The sequence below is a fragment of the Amycolatopsis dongchuanensis genome (assembly GCF_039542405.1).
GTDB classification, from domain to species: domain Bacteria; phylum Actinomycetota; class Actinomycetes; order Mycobacteriales; family Pseudonocardiaceae; genus Amycolatopsis_E; species Amycolatopsis_E sacchari.
Genome location: NZ_BAABIB010000125.1, coordinates 1 through 16,123, shown reverse-complemented (window position 1 = coordinate 16,123; position 16,123 = coordinate 1). Strand labels below are relative to the sequence as shown.

At 70.0% G+C, this 16,123-nt stretch carries 10 protein-coding genes; 7 read left to right on the top strand and 3 right to left on the bottom strand.

All coding sequences use genetic code 11. From position 1 onward, the window contains the following. The first annotated feature begins 170 nt into the window (after positions 1-170). The gene (locus ABFX51_RS31435; RefSeq protein WP_346055872.1) at positions 171-1,982 is read left to right on the top strand and encodes a glycoside hydrolase family 2 protein; all 1,812 of its coding nucleotides are present in this window, start codon (positions 171-173) and stop codon (positions 1,980-1,982) included. Positions 1,983-2,416: 434 nt separating this feature from the next. Here the strand turns inward: ABFX51_RS31435 and ABFX51_RS31430 are convergent, their stop codons facing one another. Next, positions 2,417-3,160, bottom strand: a complete 744-nt coding sequence (locus ABFX51_RS31430; RefSeq protein WP_346055871.1) for a TetR/AcrR family transcriptional regulator — start codon at positions 3,158-3,160, stop codon at positions 2,417-2,419. A 154-nt stretch (positions 3,161-3,314) separates the two neighbouring features. On the opposite strand from ABFX51_RS31430, the gene ABFX51_RS31425 reads away from it, so the two are divergent. Both ABFX51_RS31425 and ABFX51_RS31420 read left to right on the top strand, forming a co-directional pair. Beyond that, the gene (locus ABFX51_RS31425) at positions 3,315-4,835 is read left to right on the top strand and encodes an FAD-dependent monooxygenase (RefSeq protein WP_346055870.1); all 1,521 of its coding nucleotides are present in this window, start codon (positions 3,315-3,317) and stop codon (positions 4,833-4,835) included. A 75-nt stretch (positions 4,836-4,910) separates the two neighbouring features. Then, entirely contained in the window at positions 4,911-5,387 is a 477-nt protein-coding gene (locus tag ABFX51_RS31420; RefSeq protein WP_091513362.1) for a nuclear transport factor 2 family protein, read from the top strand. 251 nt (positions 5,388-5,638) lie between these two features. On the opposite strand, the gene ABFX51_RS31415 is transcribed toward ABFX51_RS31420, so the two are convergent. Then, complete coding sequence (locus ABFX51_RS31415; protein ID WP_091513360.1) at positions 5,639-6,019, bottom strand: peptidase inhibitor family I36 protein; 381 nt, start codon at positions 6,017-6,019, stop codon at positions 5,639-5,641. Between the two features lie 183 nt (positions 6,020-6,202). Next, a complete protein-coding gene (locus ABFX51_RS31410) occupies positions 6,203-7,276 on the bottom strand; it encodes a LacI family DNA-binding transcriptional regulator (protein ID WP_091513357.1) in 1,074 nt (357 codons plus the stop codon). A gap of 68 nt (positions 7,277-7,344) precedes the next feature. Here ABFX51_RS31410 and ABFX51_RS31405 point away from each other — a divergent pair, with 68 nt between their 5' ends. The 4 genes from ABFX51_RS31405 to ABFX51_RS31390 all read left to right on the top strand — a co-directional run bounded on the left by ABFX51_RS31405 (position 7,345) and on the right by ABFX51_RS31390 (position 15,597). Further along, a complete protein-coding gene (locus ABFX51_RS31405; protein ID WP_177228898.1) occupies positions 7,345-8,523 on the top strand; it encodes an MFS transporter in 1,179 nt (392 codons plus the stop codon). Between the two features lie 20 nt (positions 8,524-8,543). Further along, entirely contained in the window at positions 8,544-10,547 is a 2,004-nt protein-coding gene (locus ABFX51_RS31400; protein WP_245783284.1) for a bifunctional copper resistance protein CopD/cytochrome c oxidase assembly protein, read from the top strand. Between the two features lie 434 nt (positions 10,548-10,981). Further along, on the top strand, positions 10,982-12,658 hold the full coding sequence (gene ettA, locus ABFX51_RS31395) for an energy-dependent translational throttle protein EttA (RefSeq protein WP_091513350.1): 1,677 nt from the start codon (positions 10,982-10,984) through the stop codon (positions 12,656-12,658). Between the two features lie 47 nt (positions 12,659-12,705). After that, positions 12,706-15,597 carry a hypothetical protein gene (locus tag ABFX51_RS31390; RefSeq protein WP_346055869.1) on the top strand — a complete coding sequence of 964 codons (2,892 nt, stop codon included), beginning with the start codon at positions 12,706-12,708 and terminating at the stop codon, positions 15,595-15,597. Positions 15,598-16,123 lie beyond the last annotated feature (526 nt).

Here is a 16,123-nt window from a genome sequence, read left to right as displayed (position 1 = left end):
AACGCGAAGGAGGGCGGCGGGCCCCTGGCCCGCCGGAGGATCACGGAGCGGCCGGGAAACCTGTCCGCTCGCGGCTTGTCGCCGACCCGGCAGTCACGCGCCCAAGATAGCAGCGCGCCACTGCGGCGTCAACGAGTCGCGCGGGCTTCTCCGGTTGTAGGGTGCCGAGCGTGATCGACGCCGAGCCCGAAGAAGTCTGCCCCCGCCCGCAACTGGTCCGGCAGGACTGGATCACCCTCTGCGGCCCGTGGGGTTTCGCGTTCGATGACGGTGACCGTGGCCTCGCCGAAGGCTGGCAGCACGGCGCGGACGCGTTCGACCGCACGATCGTCGTGCCGTACCCGCCGGAGTCGGAGCTGTCCGGGGTGCACGAGCCCGAACCGCACGCCGTGGTCTGGTACCGGCGCGAGTTCGAGGCTCCTCGGCCGGCGCCCGGGCAGCGGTTGCTGCTGCACTTCGGTGCTGTCGACTACCGCGCGTCCGTGTGGGTCAACGGCGCGCTGGTCGGTACGCACGAGGGTGGACAGACCCCGTTTTCCTTTGACATCACGGGAGTTCTCGGCGCTGGAGCACAGTCCATTGTGGTCCGCGCGGAGGACCGGCCCGCGGATGTGGCGCAGCCGCGCGGAAAGCAGGACTGGCGCGCCGAGCCGCACGACATCTGGTACCACCGCACGACCGGCATCTGGCAGCCCGTGTGGGCGGAGGTGGTGCCGGAAGTGCACCTGCGTGAGCTGCACTGGACGCCGGACCTCCTGCGGGCCTCGGTCACGTGTGAAGGCGAACTTTCCGGCCCGGCGGCCACTGTGCGGGTCGTCCTCAGGCACGACGACGAGGTGCTGGCGGACCAGTCCGTCCGGGTCGAGGACAGCGCTTTCCGGTTCGACATCGCGATTCCCGCGCTGCGTCACGGGCAGGACCGCAACCGTCTGCTGTGGTCGCCCGAGCACCCGGCGCTCGTCGACGCGACCGTGACGGTGGAGTCCGGGGACGGGCAGGTGGACGAGGTCGCGAGCTACCTCGGCCTGCGCGACGTGGGTACCGCCGATGGCCGGTTTCTGCTCAACCACCTGCCGTACTACCCGCGCATGGTGCTCGAACAGGGGTACTGGCCGCAGTCCCATCTGACCGCTCCGGACGCGAAGGCGCTCCGCAGGGAAGTCGAGTTGGTGAAGGAACTCGGCTTCAACGGCGTGCGGGTGCACCAGAAGGTCGAGGACCCGCGGTTCCTCTACTGGTGCGATCGGCTGGGATTGCTCGTCTGGGGTGAAACGGCGAACGCGTACGAGTTCGGGCCCACCGCCGTCGAGCGGCTGACGCGGGAATGGCTGGAGATCCTGAGGAGGGACCGCAGCCACCCGTGCATCGTGACGTGGGTGCCGATCAACGAGAGCTGGGGAGTGCCGGACATCGCGTCGTCGCCGTCCCAGGAGCATTTCGCGCGTTCGCTGTACCACCTGACGAAGGCCGTCGATCCGAGCCGCCCCGTCATCGGCAACGACGGCTGGGAATGCCCGGAGGCCGATGTGTACGGGGTGCACGACTACGTGCCCACGGGTTCCTCCCTGCGTAGTCGTTACGGAGACAAGGCGACAGTGTCGGAGAGCCTTCGGGCCGGACGCCCCGGCGCACGCAGGCTCGTCCTCGGCGAGCCCGATCCGGACCGTCCCGTCATGCTGACCGAGTTCGGTGGCCTGACCTACGCTGAAGGTGAGAACTGGTTCGGCTATTCAACGGTCGCCGACGGCGAAGACCTCGTCCACAAGCTCGACGATCTGGTGAGCGCTGTGCTCGATTCCCCCGCGCTGGCGGGTTTTTGCTACACGCAGCTTACCGACACGGAGCAGGAACGCAACGGCCTGCTCACCGCGGACCGAACGCCAAAGGCCGACCCGGCCCGGATCCGGGCGGTGCTGAGGAAACCGACAAAGGCATTGGCGGATGACGAACTCCGGCACCTCCGGGAGAATCCGGCGGGGTAGTGGGGTTGGGGGGTTGCGGGGTAGCGGGGTTGGGGTTTGCCGCCTGTGCGGGCCTTCGCGCGGCTCGCTGCGGGCGGCCGCAGACCTCAGCGTGGGTCGCGCCGAGCGGACGCTGATCTCCGCCTGGACCCGTGCGGGCGGCCGCTGATTTCCGTGCGGGCGCTGCAGTGGCCACTGGCTTCCGCGTGGGGCGCTGCAGTGGCCACTGGCTTCCGCGCGGGGCGCTGCGATGGCCGCTGGCTTCCGCGCGGGTCGCGATGAGCCCCCACCGACCTCGCACGGGTCGCGATGAGCCACCGCCGACCTGCGCGCGGCTCGCGCCACGCCTCCGCCGACCGGCCACCGCTGACCTTCGGGCGAGCCGCGCTGAGCCGCGGCTGCCATCTCGGCGCATACGAGCCCTCGCTGGCGGGATCCTGCGGATCGCCGCCACGTCAGATGGTTCGTCCCGTACCGCGCGCTTCTGCCGATGAATACGAAGTAGTGATGCCCCTCAGGACCAAGCCGATGCCGGTGAGGAACTGCCGACGGTCGTCGTGGTTGCGCATCTGCTCGGCGATGGCCGTGACGAACGGGTAGTCATCGGGATCGAGGTCCTGCCATGCCTTGGACGCGGCAGCGAGGAACTCGGCACGATCGACTTCGTTTCGCGGCGTCTCGCCGTCGTGCGGGGTCTGGGCGTTCTGGGTCGTGGCACCGAGGATGTAGTGGACCAGCGCCGACGTCGCGGCGAACCAGTCGGGTTGCGGCACGCCGAGCGAACGCACTGGCCGGCCGATGCTCTCGAAAACCCTTACCGTGACCGGCCCCCAAGGGCTGCGCGTGAGCTGCACGGCGAGCTGGGCGGCGAGCCAGGGGTGCTTGGTGACCGCGTCGAACAGGCCGAGAGCAACCGCGCGAATCTCCTCTTCTGGCGTGCGCGTAGCCCCGGAGCCATCGGCGGGCAGCGCGGCCAAGGCGTCGGCGATGACGCGGTCGATCGCGACCTGGAGCAGCTCGTTCATGTTGCCGACGTGGTGGTAGATCGCGCCGGAACCGGTGGCGAGGCGCTCGCTCAGCGCCCGGACCGTCAGCGCGCCCTCCCCGGCCGCGTCCAGCAGCTCGATGGCCGCGGCGACGATGCGCTCGCGGGACAGTACCTGCCTGCGCCGCTGGGACTGACGTAGCTGTGTGGCCATGCCTGCATCCTGCCAGAATTGGAACGATGCTCCAAGTTGGAGTACTGTTCCAACTTGGAGCGATGCACCAAACCTCCTCACGATCTCGCGACCGAGGTCTTGATTTGAAGCGCCCTGGCACTAACGGGGCCCCTGCCTGAAAGGCGGTTGGAAGATGTTCGACGTCGTCATCGTGGGGGCGGGTCCCGTGGGCCTGTTCCTGGCCGGCGAACTCGCGCTGGCGGATTGCTCGGTGCTGGTGGTGGAGCGGGATCAAGAGGCGACTTCGCCGTTCAAGGCGCTGCCGTTGGGTTTGCGGGGTCTGAACGCCGGGTCCGTCGAGGCGTTCTACCGCCGGGGAATGCTGGACGCGTTGCTGAAGGCATCCGGCGCCGACAAGGAGCAGGTCGGCACTTCGTCCGACGCGGACGAGCCACCCGCTCCGCGGGACGTGAGCCACTTCGCCGGAATGCGCCTCAACCCCGCCAACATCGCCCCCTCCGCTGTCGAGTACCGGCTGCCCGGGCCCGCGATGGAAGGCATCATGACCAGCCTCGACGCGGTGAGCACGGTGCTGGAGGAGCGCGCGGCCAACCTCGGCGCGCAGATCCTGCGAGGTGCTCCCGTCGAAGCCATGACCCAGGACGACGACACGGTCACCGTTCAGGCCGGCGGGCGTGACTACGAAGCGCGCTGGCTCGTGGGATGTGACGGCGGACGCAGCTCCGTGCGCCGGCTCGCCGGCTTCGACTTCGTCGGCACCGAGCCGCTGTTCACGGGCTACACCGCGCGCGTCACCTTCGATGATCCGCAGCAGTTGAAGCTGGGCTTCAACCTGACGCCCACAGGCATGTACCTGCGGACGCCCTTCGAAGGCCACGTGGGCATGATGGACTTCGACGGGGGCGCCTTCGACCGCTCGCAGCCGCTGACGCGTGAACACCTCCAAACTGTTCTTCGCCGGGTTTCCGGTACCGATGTGACGATCAGCGAGCTCCACCTCGCCTCCAGCTTCACCGATCGCGCGATGCAGACCACGAGCTACCGCAACGGCCGCGTCCTGCTCGCTGGCGATGCGGCCCACATCCACTCGCCGCTCGGTGGCCAGGGGCTCAACCTCGGCATCGGTGACGCCATGAACCTCGGCTGGAAGCTCGCTGCGACTGTGCACGCGACCGCGCCCGAGGGCTTGCTCGACACCTACACGGCCGAGCGGCACCCCGTCGGCGCGGCGGTCCTGGACTGGTCACGCGCCCAGGTGGCCACGATGAACCCGGGCCCCAACGCGCCGGCCTTGCGGCGATTGATCCACGACGTCCTCGGCACCCGCGACGGCACAACGCACGTCTTCCGCAACACCTCCGGACTTTCCCATCGCTACGACCTGGGCAGTGACGACCCGCTGGTGGGGCGTACCGCACCGGATTTCCGGTTCCGCGACGACACCCGCCTCGGCGACCTGCTGCGGGACGGACAGGGCGTCGTGCTCGACTTCACCAACGACCACCGCCTCCGCGACACGACCACGGCTTGGAAGGGCTTGCGCTACGCGGCAGGACCGGTGAGCAACGACCTCAGGTTCGGCGCCCTGCTGATCCGGCCCGACGGTGTTGTCGCCTGGACCGGTGACCACACCCCCGACCCCGAAGCCCTCACGCGTGCGGCGCACCGCTGGTTCGGCGAACCTGCCTCCTGACAGGACCTCCTCGACTCACCACCTCCTGCCTACTTGACCGAACGTTGTTGCCTGCACAGAAAAGGAATCCCTGTCATGTCGAGAGAACGTCCCACTCAGGCCGAGCTGAACAAGGACGTGGTCCGCCGCTTTTACGAGGCCGTCCTCCGCGCGTCCGGTGGCCCGGACTTCGCCACCATCAAGGAGCTGAGCGACGAGCACGAAGTCGAACTCAACTGGGGTCACCCCGACAGCGGTGTCCACAAGGGAGCAGCCATCGGACCGGCCCGCGAGCGGATGCACGAGCTGACCGGACTGGACGTCGGAGCGATCAGCATCGACGAGCTGATCGCCGAAGGTCCGACCCGTGTCGTGGTGGTGGCCACCAACAGTGGCACCGACGTCCACGGAACCCCCTGGACGATGACCGTCCTCGAACTGGTCGACGTCGTCGACGGCAAGATCACCAAGAAGCGTTCGTTCTACCAGGACACCGCCCTTCTGCGGGACATCGCACTTGAACGGGAGGCCGTGCTCGCCCAGCAGCGCGGACGAGTGCCGTTGACAAAGTGATCACAGGGTCTCCAAGAGGAGGCACCCCTAGACGCCTACAACACCCGTGAAGCTCTCCTTTCTGCCGCAGTGGGGGAAGGTCTCCTCCGGCGGCACCCCCTGAAAAAGCCGCCGGAGGAGACCCGCGGGTGCACCGGTATCGGGGCGGAAGGGTGCACCCGCGGGGTGGGGCCGCCCGCAGGCAAGGCCCCGGACGGCGCGGCCACGGACTCGACGTCCCCAGGAGCGCGGCCGGCCGCCACATCGATGGGCTAAACCATGTCCCAGATCTGTATCGCCCGGACCACGAACGGCGCTCGAGGCACGAAGGTGCCCTTGCCCGGATAGGTGGTGAAATCGCCTTCCGTGCTGCACTTCGCGTCCTGGTAGACCGTCACGTCACGGTCCAGCTGGTTGATGAACGAGCGCGCCTCGATCCCGCCTGGCAGGAGCAGGCATTCCCCGGGATTCGCCGTGCGCAGGTCGAGCCGCTGCCCGGCGTCGGTGTACGACTCGCCCGTCCAGGCGCAGAATTCTCCTGCCTCGCAAGCGTTTCCTGGCTTGCCGGGATCCGCCTGCGCGGCTCCGGCTCCGCAGAGCAGGCTGAGCGCGGCGAACACCAGAGCGCCCGACAGATGTGCACGCAGTTTCATGTTTCAGACTCCCCCTGGAAATGGTGTGCGGCTTCGTGCCGCTGATGCACTTCAGAATGGCGCATCACGAGGGGATTGTCAGCAGGCAATTCCACTTCTGTGGATAAGTAGAATTCGCTCGCTCGATCGGGTCATGGTTGTCCACAGTTCGCCGAAATCCGTGGCACGCGTGCCGTCGCTCTGCTATCGCACGCGTGCGGTCGAACCGCGGACGACGAGCTTGACGTCCAAAGTGGTCGGTTTCGGTGGCCGGTTCCCCGCGAGCAGGTGCAGGGCGAGTTCTCCGGCAAGTCTTCCCTTGCCGACCAGATCCTGGTGTACCGTGGTCAGCGACGGCTCCGCCCACTGCGCGGCGGGTGTGTCGTCAAAGCCCACAATGGACAGATCGGCCGGCACCGAAAGCCCCCGCTCCCGAGCCGCCGTCATCGCCGCCATCGCCAGTTCGTCCGACATGCACAGCAGCGCCGTCGGCGGCTCGGCGAGGCCCAGCAAACCGAGTGCACCCGCTTTCGCGTCCTGCCGCGAAAGACCGGACGCCTCCCAGATCGGCACCGAGTCCGGAGAAATCCCGGCTTCGGCCAAGGTGTCGAGATAACCGCCCAGCCGCTCCCGGTTGTCGCGGAACCGCGAACGCGCCGCTTCCGAGGCGCTCAGCGGACCGCCTCTCGGGGCGGAAAGACATTGCGCCGAAAGGATTCCGAACCGACGATGCCCTAGTTCCAACAGGTGGCGGGCGGCCGCGGCCGCTCCACCCCGGTCGTCCGTGCTCACGCGGGCGGCGCCGGGGACGAAAGGCTGGTCGATCACGACCAGTGGCAGACCGCGCTGCTTCACCGCGCGGAGTGCGGGCGCGCCGTCGGCGAGGGAGTAGGCGACAGCCAGGTCCGCCTGCGCGGCGAGCACGCGGTCCGCCCGTGGCCCGCCGTCGTCGCCACCGGGCAGCAGGAGCAGTGCGTGCCCCTCGGGGTCAACGGTCGCGGCGAGCGCGTCCAGCGTGATCGACAGCGCCGGATCGGAGAAGGCCGCGGAAAGTCCGGCGTCCAGCATGAAGGCGATGGCGCCCGTGCGGTTGGTCGCCAGGCTGCGCGCGATCGGGTTCGGTCCGGCGTAGCCGAGGCGCTTCGCGGCACGCAGCACTTCCTCGCGCAAGTGCGCGGAAAGCTGGTCCGGGCGGTTGTAGGCGTTGGACACGGTCGCCCGGGAGACACCGACGGCGTCCGCGACGTCGTCCAGCGTGGGGCGTCGCCGGCCTGTCATCGGGACAGTATAAAGCGCTGGACTTTCTGAAGCGCTTAAGTCACTGTGGGGTAAGGAGGTGTCACATGGTGGGCGACCGGGTCGCGGTCTTCGTCGTGTTCGGGCTCAACGGGGCGGTCTACGGTTCCTGGGCGCCCAGGGTGCCCGCGCTGGCCGAACGGCTGCACGCCGCGCCGGGCTCGCTCGGGCTGGCGCTGCTCGGGTCGAGCATCGGGATGGTGTTCGCCGCCTCGATGTCGGGCAGGCTCGTCGAACGCTTCGGCGCCAGGGCAGCGATCGTCGCCTCGACACTCCTCTCGTGCGTGGTCCTGCCGTTCGTCGGAGCCGCTGACTCGGTGCTCGCGCTCGGCTTCGTCATGTTCGGTGTCGGCGTCTCCGTCGGCGCGCTCGACGTGTCGATGAACATCGGCGCGGTCGGCGTCGAGCGCCGGGTGGGGCGCGCGATCATGCCGGTCTTCCACGCGGGCTTCAGCTTCGGCGGTCTCCTCGCTTCGGCGGCGGCCGGCCTCGCGGCGGCGCACCACTGGTCCCCGCTGCGCCATTTCCTGGTGGCCGCCGTCGTCGTGCTGGTCGCGCTCCTGCTCGTCCTGCGAGGGCTGCCGAAGGCCGCGCCGCGGACAGAGCACCCCCACGCCGCCACCCGTGTCGCCCCCATCCGGCGCCCGGTGCTGTGGCTGCTCGCGGCGATAGCCCTGTGCTCGGCGCTCGCGGAAGGCGCGAGTTCGGACTGGTCGGCGTTGCTGCTGGTCACAGTGCAGCACCTCGACCAGGCGGCCGCCGCGCTCGCGTTCGCCGGGTTCTCCCTCACCATGGCCCTCACCAGGCTCGGCGGTGCGTGGGTGCAGAACAGGTTCGGGCCGACCCGCACGCTCGCCGTCGGCGCGCTCCTCGCCGGCTGCGGGCTCGTCGTCGCCGCCGTCGTGCCGGTGGCCTGGCTCGCGTTCGCCGGCTTCGGGCTCGCGGGCGCCGGGCTGGCCGCTTCCTTCCCGATCGCGCTCAGCCTCGCCGGTGCCGCCGGCAAGCGGGACGACGACAGCGGCGGCGAACGCGAGATCGCCTTCGTCACCACGATCGCCTACAGCGGCTTCCTCGCCGGGCCGCCGGTTGTCGGAGGGCTCGCGCAGGTGACCTCGCTGTCCGTTTCGTTCGTCGTGGTCGGACTGCTCGCCGCGCTCATCGCTCCCGCCGCCGTCGGCGCAGGTCGCGCACGTCACCGTGAACTCACCGCGGCGGGCGTCACGTCCTGAGCCGGGCCTACCCTCGTAGCGTGGAGTCTGAAGCCCCCTCCCGTCGCAAGGTGAGCGTGGTGCCGCTGCTCGCGGTGAGCGTGATCCTCGCGGCGGTCCTCGCGGTCGCACTCATCGCGGTCACCGGCGGTGCCACCTACGTCATCGCGGGCCTGCCCGATCCGGGGGTCGTGACGCACTACGGCATCGCGGTCGTGCGGGTGATCGCCGACGCCGCGTCCGTGGTGTGCGTCGGCTCGCTGCTGCTGGCCGCGTTCCTCGTGCCTCCCCAGCCATCGGGCACGGTCGCCCGTGACGGCTACGCGGGGTTGAGGACGGCGGAGGTCTCGGCCTGGGTGTGGTTCGCGTCTGCGATGGCGTCCGTCTTCTTCACCGCGGCGGACGGCGCGGGCAAGCCCGTGACGGAGATCTTCTCGCCCGTGGTGCTCGTCGACCTCATCGACGCGATCGAGCAGCCCAAGGCGTGGTTGTTCACCGCGGCGATCGCGCTCGTGCTCGCGGTGGGCTGCCGCATCGTGCTGTCGTGGGGCTGGACCGCGGTGCTGTTCTTCGTCTCCGTCGCCGGACTCGTGCCGGTCGCGCTGACAGGTCACTCCGCCAGCGGTGGTTCGCACGACATGGCGACCAACAGCCTCCTCTACCACCTCATCGCCGCGTCGCTGTGGGTCGGCGGGTTGTTCGCGGTGCTCGCCCTCGGCTGGCGCCGCGGCGAGCACCTCAAGCTCGCCGCGACGCGGTTCTCGAAGCTGGCGCTGGTCTGCTGGATCGTGATGGCGCTTTCCGGCGTGATCAACGCGCTGGTCCGGATCTCGTTCGCCGACCTGTTCACCAGCGACTACGGCCTGCTGGTGCTGGCGAAGATCGTGGCGCTGCTCGTGCTCGGCGTGTTCGGCCAGCAGCAGCGCAGCCGCGGGGTCAAGGCGCTGGTGGACGGCCAGGGTGGCGCGCAGCTGCTGCGGCTGGCCGCCGTGGAGCTGCTGATCATGTTCGTCACGATCGGCATCGCGACCGCCCTCGCCCGCACGCCACCACCCGCGGACGCCGTGACGCAGCCTTCGACAACGGAAGTGCTCATCGGTTACGACCTGCCGGGCGCTCCGACGGTGCTGCGCCTGCTGTTCGACTGGCGCTTCGACCTGGTCTACGGCACGGCCGCGCTCGTGCTCGCGGGGCTCTACCTCGCCGGGGTGCGCAGGCTGCGCCGCCGAGGTGACGAGTGGCCGGTCGGTCGCACGGTGGCCTGGGTGGCCGGGTGCGCGGTGCTGCTGCTCGCCACGTCCTCCGGGCTGGGGCGGTACTCGCCGGCGATGTTCAGCACCCACATGGGCGTGCACATGCTGCTGTCCATGGTGGCGCCGGTGCTGTTCGTGCTCGGCGGACCGGTGACGCTCGCGCTGCGCGCACTGCCGGCGGCGGGGAAGGACGCTCCGCCCGGGCCACGGGAGTGGCTGCTGGCGTTCGTCCACTCCCCGGTGGCACGCGTGCTCACTCATCCGGTTGCGGCGCTCCTGCTTTTCGTCGGCTCGTTCTACGTTCTGTATTTCTCCGGTCTGTTCGACAACGCGCTCGACTACCACTGGGCACACCTTCTGATGAATGCCCATTTCCTGCTGTCGGGTTACGTCTTCTACTGGCCGGTGATCGGTGTGGACCCGTCGCCGCGGCGCCTGCCGCACCTCGGGCGGTTGGGCATGATGTTCGCCGCGATGCCGTTCCACGCGTTCTTCGGCGTGATCCTGATGTCCAAGCAGACGGTGATCGGCGAGACGTTCTACCGGCAGCTGAACCTGCCGTGGGTGTCGGACCTGCTCGCGGACCAGCGGCTCGGCGGGGGGATCGCGTGGGCGTCGGGTGAGCTGCCGGTGCTGCTTGTGCTCATCGCGCTGCTGGTCCAGTGGGCGCGGGCGGACGAGCGGGAAGCCAAGCGCAAGGACCGGCGCGCCGACCAAACCGGCGACGCGGATCTCGCGGCGTACAACGCGATGCTGAAGCAGCTCGCGGATCAGGGCGAACCGCGCGGCTGAGCCGCGAGTTGTCCACATACCCCCAGTTGTCCACAGCTTCGTCAACTGGGTCTTTTCACCGCTCGCTCGCCCGGGCAGGCTGGTGTCACGGCAGGAAAACCGGGACACGGCAGGGGGGACGAGATGCAGGAGTGTGTGTGGGGATGTCGTGACGGTCCGGGGGTGGCCCGTCCTCGGGAGTCTCGCTCTGTACTTGAGGTTGAGGGGTGACCGTCCGGCGCTGCAGTGGAGCTGAACGGGCAGCCCGTATCGGACCTGGGCGGCGGCGAGTGGAGCGATGCGGGCACGGCGGCGGGATCGCTTCCGCGTGCTGGAGCGGTGGTGGTCAGCGCACCGCGACGAGAAGTGTTCGTGCCGTGAACGGGGGGTGACGCTGGGTCGCTGGATGGTGACCGCCGTTCGGCCGGGTAACGCGCGGCTCTACGATCGACGTCATGGCCGAGTTCATCTACACCATGAAAAAGGTGCGCAAGACCGTCGGGGACAAGGTCATCCTCGACGACGTCAGCACCGCGTTCTACCCGGGCGCCAAGATCGGCGTCGTGGGTCCGAACGGTGCCGGCAAGTCCACCGTGCTGAAGATCATGGCCGGACTCGATCAGCCGAGCAACGGGGAGGCCTTCCTCCAGCCCGGCGCCTCGGTCGGCATCCTCCTGCAGGAGCCGCCGCTGAACGAGGACAAGACGGTGCGCGGCAACGTCGAGGAGGGCCTCGGCGACATCAAAGTGAAGCTCGACCGCTTCAACGAGATCGCCGAGCAGATGGCCACCGACTACAGCGACGAGCTGATGGAGGAGATGGGCCGGCTCCAGGAAGAACTCGACCACGCCGACGCCTGGGAACTGGACTCGCAGCTCGAGCAGGCGATGGACGCGCTGCGTTGCCCGCCGCCGGACGAGCCGGTCACGCACCTGTCCGGTGGTGAGCGGCGCCGGGTCGCGCTGTGCAAGCTGTTGCTGTCCAAGCCCGACCTGCTGCTGCTCGACGAGCCCACCAACCACCTGGACGCCGAGAGCGTGCTGTGGCTGGAGCAGTTCCTCTCGACGTACCCGGGAGCGGTACTGGCGGTCACCCACGACCGGTACTTCCTGGACAACGTCGCCGAGTGGATCATGGAACTCGACCGCGGCCGGGTCGTGGGCTATGAGGGCAACTACTCGACCTACCTGGAAAAGAAGCGGGAACGATTGGAGGTGCAGGGCAAGAAGGACGCGAAGCTCGCCAAGCGGCTCAAGACCGAGCTCGAGTGGGTTCGCTCCAACGCGAAGGCGCGTCAGACCAAGTCCCGCGCCCGTCTGGACCGCTACGAGGAGATGGCCGCCGAGGCCGAGCGCACCCGGAAGCTCGACTTCGAAGAGATCCAGATCCCGCCGGGGCCCCGGCTGGGCAGTGTGGTGGTCGAGGTCGAGCACCTGCACAAGGGCTTCGACGACCGGCTGTTGATCGACGACCTGTCGTTCACGTTGCCGCGCAACGGGATCGTCGGTGTCATCGGCCCGAACGGTGTCGGCAAGACGACACTGTTCAAGACCATCGTCGGGCTGGAGAAGCCGGATTCGGGCGAGGTCAGGATCGGCGAGACGGTCAAGCTGTCCTATGTGGACCAGAACAGGGCCGGGATCGACCCGGACCGCACGGTGTGGGAGGTCGTGTCCGACGGGCTCGACTACATCAACGTCGGGCAGACCGAGATGCCGTCGCGGGCGTACGTCTCCGCCTTCGGGTTCAAGGGGCCGGACCAGCAGAAGCCGGCGGGGGTGCTCTCCGGTGGTGAGCGCAACCGGCTGAACCTCGCGCTCACCCTCAAGCAGGGCGGGAACCTGATCCTGCTGGACGAGCCGACGAACGACCTGGACGTCGAGACCCTGGGCTCGCTGGAGAACGCGCTCGAGCAGTTCCCGGGCTGCGCCGTGGTGATCTCGCACGACCGGTGGTTCCTGGACCGCGTGGCCACGCACATCCTGGCCTGGGAGGGCGACGACACGAACCCGGCGAAGTGGTTCTGGTTCGAGGGCAACTTCGAGGGCTACGAGAAGAACAAGATCGACCGCATGGGAGCGGAGGCGGCCCGGCCCCACCGGGTGACTCACCGCAAGTTGACGCGCGACTGACGCGCGCCCGCGAGCACGCTTGAGCCGGAACTGAAGCGGAGTCCCCATTGGTAGCCATCAAGCACATCCGATCCAGCCCGCCCGCGACAGCGGGGTGGACCACGGCCGGTACGGGTGAGCACCCAGCGATCGAGAACCTGCTGCGGCAGGCTGCTGTTCTCGGTCTGCGAGCCCCGGAGCTGACCGTGGTGTTCGGCGAGCGAGCCGCGTCGCTCGCCGAAACCGCTGGATCGGACGAGCTGTGGGTGCGAGCCGAAAGCTCCGTCGTGTCGGCGAGGGTGCGGCTCGGCTGGCGGGCCGGGACCGTCGGACGCGCGGTCGCCGTGCTCCGGGCAGCGGAGGACGCCGGTGAGGCGGCGCTCGCCGCGGGCCTGCGCACGGACTTGGCGCTCTGTGCTCGCAGCGTCGGCGTCCCCCTGACCGGGCTGGCCGCGCTGCGACCCGTGCTGGACATGGCGGAGGTCGGCGGCGTCAGCAAAGCGGCGGCTTTGTGCCAGTTGGTCGGCTGCCTGTCGCAGTTCGGGCGCAAGCCCGAGCTGGACCGGACGCTCGCCGAGGCGGATCGGCTCTGTGGCGCGGACGACGACCTGGACGGCGACGACCGGTTGCTGGCCCGCGCGCTGGTTCGCGTCGCGATGTCGGCGCACCGGCGGCGGCACGCGGACATCATGGGGGCCGCCGACGCGGCGCGCACCGGGCTCGGGTTGCTCGAGCAGCTCGAAGATCCGGGCTGCGACGGCGGTGTCGTGCGGGTGCGGTTGATCCTGCAACTGGTTTGCTCGCTGCTCGACCGTGGTGACACGGAAAACGCCGCCGAGATCGCGGAATCGGTGCTCGTGGAACCCGAGCGGGCGGCCTCTGTCGCGCCGCTGGGCTGGCTCCGGATGGCGGTGGCGACCCGCGTGCTGCTGCCGGCGGGCTCGGTGGAGGCGGCGGCCGTCATGCTGCGCGACGCCGTGCACAGCACCGACCGGCACGGGCTGCCCGCGCTGACCGCACGGCTGTGGGCGGAGCTGGCGCACGTCGAAGAACGGCTGGGCCGTGCGTCCGAGGCGATCGAGTGCCTGCACCACAGCCGGGCGGCCGAACACGTGCACGCGCGTGCCCGGCGGCAGGCGATGGGGATGCTCGCCGGCGAGTTCGGCAACGGCGGGCACGCGACCCTGGACCTCGACGACGTGCTGCGCGTGATCTCCGGAAGCGACGTCGACACGCGCCCCACCGTGGACATGCACGCGGTCGCCGACGCGGAGCACGCCGCGCCGGGGCGGAACGCGGAGAATGCCGGGACGGGGCGGAACGTGGAGCACGGCGGGGCCGGGCGGAACGGGCAGGTCGTGGCTCATCCTGCCGTCGACCAGGGTCGGCGGCAGGGCGGGCATACGCGACCTGAGCCCGATGCCGCCGAGCACACGGTGATCATCCCGCGCATCGTCGCTCCGGTGCACGAAAAGCAGGCGGAGACCCGGCATCTGACTCCGGCCGGCAGTGAAAGCGACACACGTGCGCCCGAAGCGGGCGGGAAGCGGCGTGCCGAGGAGCTCTCGTCGAGCGGCACCGGCAGGCGGGCCGCCACGGGCGCGGTCGGAGAACGACAGCTGGACGCTGAGCCGAAGAGCGGGCGGCGCGCCGCGACGGGAGCTCCGGGAGAGCGGCGCGTGGACGTCGAGTCGACGGGCGGGCGCCGTCGGGCGGCTGAGGGAGCGTCGGCTGAGCGGCTGGCCGGTGTTGATCCTGCTGGCATCGGTGAACCGCGGCCAGTGACCGAGTCCGCGGGTGGCACGCAGGCGCTGCCGAAGCGCCGCCGGGCGGACGAAAGCCGTTCCGAGGACGACAAAGCGCGCCGTGCCGCTCGCCCCGAGATCAGGCTCGCCCCGGTCCCGGCCGACTCGGCGGACGTTCCTGATCTGCCACTCGCGCCGCCACCTGCCGACGAGCCCGCGACGCCACGGGTGTCGCTCGTGCTCGACCGTGAATCGGAAAGCCGTGCGGCACAGGACGTCGCCGACGACCGGCCCACGGCTGCCGCGGACGCCGACTTCCGCGAGGAGCCCGAACCGGCTTCGGCCCAGGTCGTGGACGACGAGCAGCGCAAGGCGACGACCCGGCACGACGCCGAGCACGGTTCGGTCGCCGCCCGGTCGGTACTGGACCGGCTCGGCATCTCCGCGGGGTCCGGAGGCGGCCGTCGACGGGCGGCGAACGAGGACGACGAATCTGCGTCCGCGTCGAAGCTTGCCGAGGCCGCACGGGAAGACGACTCCCAGGAGAGCAAGCTGGACGTCGCGCTCGGCGTGAACGGGCGGAAATCCACGACGGACGGGAACGCTCGCCACGCCGGCGCCCCGGATGTTCAGGAAGAGTCCTCGGGCAGCGCGCGTCACGGTGCAAGCGACCGTCCGCGCCACGGGACGGCCGAGGACTCCGGTCACGGTGCCGCCGAGGACGAGGGACACGAGCGTCCGGACGAGCCGCGTCTTGAGGCTTCTGAAGACTCGACTCGCGGATCTTCCGCCGACGATGCCGGGGCACCGGTTTCGGCGGAGCCGGAGGTCGAGGACCGCTCCGTCGTGGTCAACGACCCGTGGCTGCCGAGGTTGAAGCTGCCGCCGTCGCTGGAACCGTTCGAGGACTTCGGCGACGACATGGCCTCCACCTCGACGCACTTCACGAGCACCCCGGCCTTCGAGGACGACGGGCTCGGGGAGCCTTTCCGCAGCGAGTACAACGGATCACCGCTCCCGGACGACGACCTCCCCGAGGACGCCGGACTCGCCGACCTGCTCGCCCGCGCGCTGGCGGAGCACCAGGCAGGCACCTCGAGCGCGGCGGCCCTAGTGAAGCGGCTGGGGAACCAGGGCTCGGACGAACGTCGCACCGTGAACGGTCACAGTCGCAACGGCGAGTCCCCGAACGGCCGTCACCGCGGCGATCGCTGAGCACATCCGGGGCGGAGCGGCGGCGCTGGCCCGCGGGCCGCTCTGAAGCGGAGATCGTTGCGGGGCTTGTGCATGGGTATCCCGCGCCTGCGAGTGGCCCTGACGGGGGTGCGTGGCGCCCGCCTCACAGACCTGGGGAAGCGCGATGCGGTTCATCGCGGCAGCCTCGCCCGCCGCCCACGCCATGGCGTCGGACTCGCCTGGCGCCCGCCCACGGTCCTGGTGAAGCCCGGTGCCTGCCCACTGCCCCGGGGAAGCGCGCTGCCTGAGCCACGACGCCAGACTCGAACGTCGCCCATCGGGCGCCACAATCGCCCGTTGCCCGCCGCCCACCCCACGACGGGAGTCGCCCGCGCCCCGGCGCGAGGGGACGCAGACCCTCGCCACCCCGGGCTCTGAGCCGGGCACTCCCGCCGCCCCGGCCCTTGAGCCTGGCACCGCCGCCCCCCGCCCCCGCCCCCCGGCACCCGAGCCGGGCACTCCCGCCGCCCCCGGGCGCCCGAGCCGGGCACTCCCGCCGCCCCGG